At 74.2% G+C, this 8,294-nt stretch carries 8 protein-coding genes and 1 pseudogene; 7 read left to right on the forward strand and 2 right to left on the reverse strand.

Going from position 1 to position 8,294, the window contains the following annotated elements; translation table 11 throughout:
• The 3 genes and pseudogenes from AB0637_RS24590 to tkt all read left to right on the forward strand — a co-directional run.
• Positions 1–132, forward strand: a pseudogene (locus tag AB0637_RS24590) (sugar ABC transporter ATP-binding protein); the annotation flags it as partial.
• Complete coding sequence (locus tag AB0637_RS24595; RefSeq protein WP_366175408.1) at positions 125–805, forward strand: nucleoside/nucleotide kinase family protein; 681 nt, start codon at positions 125–127, stop codon at positions 803–805. The pseudogene AB0637_RS24590 and the gene AB0637_RS24595, both read left to right, overlap by 8 nt.
• A 40-nt stretch (positions 806–845) precedes the next feature.
• Positions 846–2,939 (forward strand): transketolase, encoded by a 2,094-nt coding sequence (gene tkt / locus AB0637_RS24600; RefSeq protein WP_366175409.1) that lies wholly within the window; start codon positions 846–848, stop codon positions 2,937–2,939.
• Positions 2,940–2,942: 3 nt separating this feature from the next.
• On the opposite strand, the gene AB0637_RS24605 is transcribed toward tkt, so the two are convergent.
• Positions 2,943–3,812 (reverse strand): PHP domain-containing protein, encoded by an 870-nt coding sequence (locus AB0637_RS24605; RefSeq protein ID WP_366175410.1) that lies wholly within the window; start codon positions 3,810–3,812, stop codon positions 2,943–2,945.
• A 56-nt stretch (positions 3,813–3,868) separates the two neighbouring features.
• Between AB0637_RS24605 and AB0637_RS24610 the strand changes: the two genes are divergently transcribed.
• On the forward strand, positions 3,869–4,444 hold the full coding sequence (locus tag AB0637_RS24610) for a histidine phosphatase family protein (RefSeq protein ID WP_366175411.1): 576 nt from the start codon (positions 3,869–3,871) through the stop codon (positions 4,442–4,444).
• Positions 4,445–4,482: 38 nt separating this feature from the next.
• Here the strand turns inward: AB0637_RS24610 and AB0637_RS24615 are convergent, their stop codons facing one another.
• On the reverse strand, positions 4,483–5,073 hold the full coding sequence (locus tag AB0637_RS24615) for a class I SAM-dependent methyltransferase (protein ID WP_366175412.1): 591 nt from the start codon (positions 5,071–5,073) through the stop codon (positions 4,483–4,485).
• Between the two features lie 50 nt (positions 5,074–5,123).
• On the opposite strand from AB0637_RS24615, the gene AB0637_RS24620 reads away from it, so the two are divergent.
• From AB0637_RS24620 to AB0637_RS24630, 3 genes are all read left to right on the forward strand, one after another.
• Positions 5,124–6,128 carry a hypothetical protein gene (locus tag AB0637_RS24620; RefSeq protein WP_366175413.1) on the forward strand — a complete coding sequence of 335 codons (1,005 nt, stop codon included), beginning with the start codon at positions 5,124–5,126 and terminating at the stop codon, positions 6,126–6,128.
• Between the two features lie 304 nt (positions 6,129–6,432).
• On the forward strand, positions 6,433–7,455 hold the full coding sequence (locus tag AB0637_RS24625; RefSeq protein WP_366175415.1) for an NAD(P)-dependent oxidoreductase: 1,023 nt from the start codon (positions 6,433–6,435) through the stop codon (positions 7,453–7,455).
• Between the two features lie 34 nt (positions 7,456–7,489).
• Positions 7,490–8,137, forward strand: coding sequence for an HAD-IA family hydrolase (locus tag AB0637_RS24630; protein WP_366175416.1), 648 nt, complete (start codon positions 7,490–7,492; stop codon positions 8,135–8,137).
• Positions 8,138–8,294: the final 157 nt, after the last annotated feature.

The raw sequence follows: 8,294 nt of genomic DNA on the forward strand, positions 1-8,294 counted from the left end.
CGGATCCATGTGCAGCGGTTGGGTCGTCGGGCGGCGGTGATCACTCCGCAGTCGCACACGATGGGTGAGGGTGTGGCCATCATGACCGGCGCCGTGACCGTCCCCACCGAGGACCAGACCGTCCGTGCCTGAGGCCTCCGACACCAGCGTTCCGACCGGCGTTCCGATCACGACCGACCTCGACGAGCTCGTCGACCTCGCGCGTTCCCTCGTGGAACCCGGGAACCGCCGGATCCTCGGACTCACCGGGGCCCCGGGTTCGGGGAAGTCCCGTCTCGCCGAGGCCCTGACGGCCGCCGTCGGACCGCAGGCGGTGTTCGTCCCGCTCGACGGGTTCCACCTCGCCGACCCCGAACTGCGCCGCCTCGGACGGCACCCCCGCAAGGGAGCGGCCGACACCTTCGACGGCGCGGGGTACGTGCACCTCCTGCGGCGCCTGCGGGACCGGACGGACGACGTCGTCTACGCCCCGTCCTTCGACCGTGGGTTGGAGGCCGCCATCGCCGGCAGCATCCCGGTTCCCGCCGACGTGCCGCTGGTCGTCACCGAGGGGAACTACCTGCTCCTCGATACCCCGGTGTGGGACCAGGTCCCCGGTCTGCTCGACACCTGCTGGTTCGTCGACCCGGGGGAGACGACCCGCCTGGAACGGCTCGTGGCCCGCCACGTCCGGTACGGCCGGTCGCCCGAGGAGGCCCAGGCCCGGTCCTGGGGGCCGGACCAGGACAACGCAGAACTCATCACCCGCACGCGTCCGCGTGCCGACCGCATCGTCCGGCTCGCGCCGGACCCGCGCCTCGCCTGACGCGCGCTTCTCCGACCTCTCGACCTCTGGAGCCACTCCCGTGACCACCACCGTTGAACCGACCACCGCGACCGGCTGGTCCAGCCGTGACGACGAGGCCGTCGTCACCGCGCGCGTCCTCGCCATGGACGCCACCGAGAACGCCGGCCACGGCCACCCCGGCACCGCCGTCACGCTCGCCCCCATCGGGCACCTGCTGTTCCAGCACCACCTGCGGCACGACCCGTCCGACCCCACCTGGCGCGGCCGGGACCGGTTCGTGCTGTCCTGCGGGCACTCCAGCCTCACGCTCTACATCCAGCTGTACCTCGCGGGGTACCCGATGACGCTGGACGACCTCAAGGCCTACCGCAAGGCCGGCAGCCAGACCCCGGCGCACCCCGAGTTCGGCCACACCCCGGGCGTCGAGACGACGACCGGCCCGCTGGGGCAGGGTCTCGCCACCGCGGTGGGCATGGCCATGGGCGCCCGCCGCGAACGCGGTCTGCTCGACCCCGACGCCCCCGCCGGCACCAGCCCCTTCGACCACCGTGTCGTCGTGCTCTGCTCCGACGGTGACGTGCAGGAGGGCGTGACGTCCGAGGCGAGCGCCTTCGCGGGTCACCAGCACCTGGGGAACCTCACGGTCGTCTACGACGACAACCGGATCTCCATCGAGGGCAGCACGGCTCTCGTCACGAGCGAGGACACGGCCGCCCGCTACGCCGCCTACGGCTGGCACGTGCAGACCGTCGACCTCCTCCCCGGGGGTGACGTCGACGTCGCCGGGTTGTCCCGTGCCCTCGAGGCGGCCGACGCCGAGACGGAACGACCCTCGATGGTCGTGGTGCGCAGCGTCATCGCCTGGTCCGTGCCCGGCCGGCAGGACACCCCCGGGTCCCACGGTTCCCTGCTCGGACCGGAGGCCGTGGCCGCGGCCAAGGAGCTGTGGGGTGCCGACCCCACCGCCACCTTCGACGTCGACCCCGACCTCGTCGCCTGGACCCAGGCCAACGCCCGCGACCGCGGCGCGGCCGCCCGCGCCGACTGGGACCAGCGGTTCGCCGTGTGGGCCGCCGAACACCCGGCGGAACACGCACTGCTGCAGCGTCTCGAGGCCGGAACGGTGCCGGACACGTTCGCCGCGGTGCGTCCGACGTTCATGGCCGGTGAGTCGGTCTCGACCCGGAAGGCCTTCCGCCGTGGTCTCGTGGCGGCGGCCGCGGAACTGCCCGAGATCTGGGGTGGATCCGCCGACCTCGGCGACAGCAACGGGACGAACATCGCACCGACGTCGTTCCTGCCCGCGGGCAGCACGGAACCGAACGCGCACCCCGCCGGTCAGACGATCCACTGGGGCATCCGCGAGCACTTCATGGGGGCGGCCCTCAACGGCATCGCCCACTCGGGGTTGTCGCGACCCTACGGCGGCACGTTCCTCGTGTTCTCCGACTACATGCGGCCCGCCGTCCGGCTCGCGGCGCTCATGGGGCTGCCGACGCTGTACGTCTGGACGCACGACTCGATCGGTCTGGGGGAGGACGGGCCCACCCACCAGCCGGTCGAGCACCTGGCCTCGCTGCGTGCCATGCCCGGCCTCGACGTCCTGCGCCCGGGGGACGCGAACGAGGCCACCGTGGTGCTGTGGAAGGTGCTCGGCCACCGCGGCCGCCCCGCGGCGTTCGCCTTGAGCCGGCAGGGCCTGCCCGTCCTGCCCGAGGACGAGGACGGGTTCACCTCGGCCGACGGTGCCCTGCGGGGCGGGTACGTCCGCTGGGAGGGCGGACCCGAGGGTGACCCCGCGGTCGTCCTCATCGCCACCGGGTCCGAACTCCAGCTCGCGGTCGAGGCCGCCCGGACCCTCGCCGGCGAGGGCGTCCGCGCCCGGGTCGTCTCGATGCCGTGCCGGGAGTGGTTCGCCGAACAGGACGACGCCTACCGGGAGTCGGTCCTGCCCGCGCGGATCCGTGCCCGCGTCTCGGTCGAAGCTGCCGCCGCGCAGAGCTGGCACGACCTCGTGGGCCTCGACGGCCGCACCGTGAGCATCGAGGACTTCGGCGCCTCCGCTCCGCCCGCGACGCTGTTCGAGCGCTTCGGGGTCACGGTCCAAGGTGTGCTCATGGCGGCCCGGGACCTGCTGCCCCGCACCGCGTGACGATCAGCGGCGGCCCCAGAACGCCGTGGGGTCGCCGCTGACCGCGAACCCGGCCGCGGCGACGGCCCGCGAGACCTCGCGGAACCGCCGCCCGACGCGGTCGGGTTCGTGGGCGTCGCTGCCGAAGGACACCGCGGCGCCACCGGCCTCGTGCCACCAGTGCACGACCCGCAGGTCCAGGGGGATGGACGTGTTCACCTCCAGGACCCGGCCGGAGGCGGCGAGCAGTCCCAGGACGTGCCGGGTCTGCTCCTCGACGCGGCCCCACGGGGAGGGCCCGGCGGTGGCGGGCCAGTGCCGCAACGGGAAGTCGACGTGGCCCAGCACCTCGAACGGTGCATCCGAAGCGACCATGTCCTCGACCTGCCGCAGGTACGCCTCGAACAGGTCCAGGGGTTGACGCTGGTCCTCGGCGTGGTCGACGAGGAGGACCTCGCCCGGGACGCGCAGGTCGTCCAGCGTGTGCACCGACCCGACCACGCGGTCGAAACCCCGCGACAGCACGGCCTGAACGTCCTCGGCGTGCCAGTGCACCTCCGAGACCTCCACGCCCGAACGGATCGTCAGCTCCGGGAACAGGTCACGACACCGCGCGATCTCGGCATGGTACGCGTCGACGTCCAGCGGGGCGCCCCGGAAGTGCCCGTGGCCGCCCGGGCCCACCGCGTCGTCGTACGTCCCGCGGATCCCCTCGTCCCAGTTCCACCCACCCGTGGGGGCGTTCCACACCGTGAAGTCCAGGTGCTCGGTGAAGGCGACCGCCGGCAGGCCGACGTCGACCGCGCGCCGGCAACTGCCCTCCATGTCCCCGAACGCCGCGTCCCACGAGAACTGCGTGTGCGTGTGGTCGTCCGCGGGCAACCCGCTGTCCATCCCGTCACCCTGCCCCGCCCGACGGTTCCTGTCACCCGCTGTGCAACGCTCGCCGGGTGTTCCTGCACGTGGTGACGCACCCCGAGGTCGCCGTCGACCCGGCCCGTCCCGTCCCGCAGTGGTCGCTGTCGGCGGCCGGGCGGGAGCGGCTGCACCGGCTCGTGGTGCTGCCGTGGGTGCGGACCGCCGGGTTCGTGGCGTCCAGCGCCGAACGCAAGGCCCTGCAGACGGCGCAGGCCGTCGCCGCCGCGGCGGGACGCGACGTCCACGTCGAGGAGGAGCTCGGCGAGAACGACCGCTCGGCCACCGGGTTCGTCCCGCCGGAACGGTTCGAGGTCCTGGCGGACGCCTTCTTCGCCGACCCGGAGGTGAGCGTCGAGGGCTGGGAGACCGCCGCCGCCGCGCAGGCGCGCATCGTCGGGGCGGTCGACCGGGTGCTGGACCTGGCGGCCCGCACGGTCCCGCCGTCGGGATCGGTGGTGATCGCGACGCACGGCGGGGTCGGCACGTTGCTGCAGTGCGCCCTGCGGGGTGTTCCGGTCTCCCGCAGCCTCGACCAGCCCGGGCAGGGCAGCTGGTTCACCGTCGACACCGCCGACCGGCGGGTGCTGCACGGCTGGCGACGACTGTGACCCCCGACCTCAGACCCTTGGGACCCGGACCCTCGGGGTCAGCGGGGGCTGACGAGGAGGTACCGCTCGTCGGTGGTCGGACCACCCCAGTAGACCGCCTCGGCGAGTTCCCGGACCTCCGCCTCCTCGCGGTGCCGCAGCACGAGCCGGCTCAGTTCGGCGGCGGTCAGCCCTGCCCCCGTCGACCACCGGCCCTCCACGAGGAGCAGCCGTCCGCCGGGGCGCAGCAGACCCGTCCACGTCCCGAGGACGGCGGCCGGGTCCTCGAACGCCCACAGCACGTGCCGGGCCAGGACGACGTCGACCGACCCGGGGTCGAGCGGGGGGTGCGCCGCGTCCCCCACGGTGAAGCGTGCCGTGCAGCCCGCGGCGGCAGCCTTCGCCCGGGCGGCCTCGACCATGCGGGGAGCCAGGTCCACCCCGTGGACGTCGTGCCCCGCCCCGGCGAGCAGGACGGACAGGGTGCCCGTGCCGCAGCCGAGGTCGGCGACCCGTGCTCCCGGCGGGACGAGGGGGAGCAGGAGTTCGGCCCACGCCCGCCGGACCCCGGGGTCGCGCAGACCGTGGTCGGGGGCCTCGTCGAAGGTGTCGGCCTGCTCGTCCCAGTACCGGCGCGCGGTGTCGTCCACGGGAGGAGTCTGTCCCACGGCCGGGCCGGCCGCTGCGCCGGACTGTCCGTGTGCAGACACCGGCGGGCGCAGCGGTGAACGTCCTCGACGCGTCCGGCCGCCTGGTGCGGACGCCGGAGGCGCTGGCGCACCTCCACGACCTGGTCCGGGCCGAACCCGCGCTCCGGAGGTTCACCGGTACGCGTCCCGCACCCCTGCCCTGGGGCAGTTCCGCGCTGTTCTCGGCAGGACGGTGGTCGGGTGAGGAGGAGGTCCTGCTGAAGATCGGGGTCTCACCGGGGCAGCGCCTGTGGAACCGGGAGCTGGCCGTCCGCGACCCCTCCCTGGTCCCGCGGACGCTGGCCGACGGAGCGCGGCTCGCTGACGTCGAGGTCGGGTGGTCGGTGCTGGAACGCCTCCAGCACGGTCTGGACGCGAGCTGGTGCGGCGCCGAGTTCACGCTGCTCGCGGACGCCGCCGCCCGGTTCCAGCGTGCGGCCCGGTCCGTCGACGCGTCCAGCGGGGAACTCACCCTGGAGACGGTCCGCGGGTGGCTCCTGGCCGGCGCCGAGCGCGATGCGCCGGGGCCGGTCGAGAGCGTGCTCGCCCGCCTCGAGGAGGACTGGTCGTTCGTGACGCAGGTCTGTCCGCCCGAGGTCTGCCACGGGGACCTGCACCTGGCCAACGCCTTGGTGCGCGAGCCCGCACCGGCCCTCACGCCGGCCGTCCTCGTCGACGCCGAACCCTGCCGGACGCCCTGGGTCGTCGAGTCCGGGTACGCCCAGGTGCTGAACTCCGATCCCACGCGAGCGGGGTGGCGGAACCTCGCCGCCGTGGTGGCGAGCCGTCGCACGGCGCACGGCCTGCCGGTCGCGCGGTCCGAGGACGTCGATCGGGCGGCGACCGCGGCGCTGGCCTGGAACGCGGCCCGGATGTGGGACGTCCTCGGACCGGTGCCCGACCCGGCGTGGCGACCGGCGGCCGTCTGGGAGCAGCAGATCCTGCAGTACCTCGAGGCCGGTGCGGGGAACGCCGGTGGACCGTCGTCGTCGGCCGGTCGCCGGGTGGACCCGTGAGCCGGTCGGCGCCGGCCACCGGCCACTCCTCCCGGGTTGCGCAGGGCGGGCGGAACCGCTGCGGCGGAGGACGACCGGGTCGTCGCGACGGTTGCTCCGGGGACCTCACCGCCCTATCGTGGGGCGCGTCCACGAGGAGGTCACCGATGTCGTCGCAGTGCCTCACGCGGGGCCGGACCGGGGGAGCGGCTGTCGAGCCGGAGTTCTGAGGACACCCCCCCCGTTCCAGGACGGACCGCACCGACGCGGACGTCGGAGTTCCGGCCGGGTGCCCACCCGTTCGCGCAGTTCCCCGAGGAGCACCATGAACCCCAGCCGGCCGACGGTCGTCCTCCGACCCCAACCGCAGAGCGCCGCCCGCATCTTCACCCCGCAGACCCGGGCGGTGCTGGAGGAGCGCTACGAGGTGGTCGACCTCGAGCACGACGACGACCCCCGCCGGCTGGAGGAGGCCCTCCCGCGGGCGTTCGCGGTCATCGGGCAGCCCGACCTGGACCGTGACCGGTTGAGCCGCGCGCCGCAGTTGCGCGCACTGTGCAACGTCGAGGGCAACTTCTTCCCCAACGTCGACTACGAGGCGTGCCACGACCAGGGGATCCACGTCCTGGGGTGCGGTCCGGCCTACGCGCAGGCGGTGGCGGAACACGCTCTCGGACTCGCCCTGGACATCGCGCGCGGCATCAGCCGCGAGGACCGGGCCTTCCGTCGCGGGGAGGAGTCCTACGTCGCCGCGGGGAACACCGACAGCGTCCTGCTGCGCGGCTCGACCGTCGGGCTCCTGGGGTTCGGGAACCTCGGCCGCGCGCTGCACCGTCTGCTCGTCCCGTTCGACGCGACCGTGCGGGTGTACGACCCGTGGCTGCCCGACGCCCACCTGCGCGAGCACGGCGTCCTCCCCGCGTCCCTGGAGGAGGTGCTGCGGCACAGCCGCTTCGTCTTCGTCCTGGCGACCGTGACGGCCGACAGCGAACACCTGCTCGCCGGTCCGCAGTTCGACCTTCTCGCCCCGGGCGTCCGGTTGGTGCTCGTCAGCCGGGCCGCCGTCGTCGACTACGACGAACTGCTCCCGCGCGTCGCCCGCGGCGACTTCCTCGCCGCCGTCGACGTCTGGCCCGAGGAACCCGTTCCCGCGGACCACCCCGCCCGCGGCATCGACGGGCTGGTGTTCTCGGGACACCGCGCCGGGGGGATCCCCGCGGCCTTCGAGCAGATCGGGCAGATGGTGCTGGACGACCTGGACCTCATCGGCCGTGGCCTGCCCCCGGTGCGGATGCAGGTCGCCGCCCGGGAACTCGTCGGCCGTTACCGCAACCGCCCCGTCACGTGAACCTCACCCCCGCACCCCGCCCAGGAGGCACCCCGTGGTGAAACTGCCCCAGCGAGGGGTCCTGTTCGACTCCGACGGGGTCCTGGTCGACTCCGACGCCAGCGTGCACTCCGCGTGGAGCCGCTGGGCCCGCGCCCACGACCTCGATCCGGAGCACGTGAGCGCGATGGTGCACGGCCGGCGTTCCGCCGACACGGTCGCCCTGCTCATCACGCCGGAGCTCCAGCGCGACGCGCTCGCCGAGATCGACCGCTTCGAGGTGGAGGACGCGCGGCAGGTGACGGCGATGCCCGGCAGCGCCGACCTGCTGGCCACGCTCCCCGCCGGCACGTGGGCGGTGGTGACCTCCGCCGTGTCCGCCTTGGCGACCGCGCGCCTGCGTGCGGCGGGCCTGCCCCTGCCGGAGGTCCTCGTCACCGCGGACGACGTCTCGGCGGGCAAACCCTCGCCCGAGGGGTACCGCGCCGCTGCCGCGCGCCTCGGGGTCGACCCCGCGGAGTGCGTCGTCGCGGAGGACAGCCCGGCCGGTGTCCTGGCCGGGCTGGAGGCCGGTGCGACGGTCGTCGGCGTGGGGGACCGGGCACTGGAGACCGACGCCACCGTCGTCGTGCAGGACCTGCGGGGTCTGCGGTGGACCGGGGACGGACTCGTCGTCGTGCAGGAGTTCCTCCTGCGCGGGTGACGCCCGGACCGGTTGCCTCAGAGGCGTGTCAGAGGCGGAAGGTGCCGACGAGGGCGTTGAGTTCGGCGGCGGAGCGGGCGACGTCTTCGGCGGTGGTGGCGGTGTGCCCGGCGCTGGTGGTGGTCTGGTGGGCGGCGGCGGCGATGCCGGTGATGTT

This window comes from Kineococcus sp. NPDC059986, assembly GCF_040702905.1.
Lineage (GTDB): Bacteria > Actinomycetota > Actinomycetes > Actinomycetales > Kineococcaceae > Kineococcus.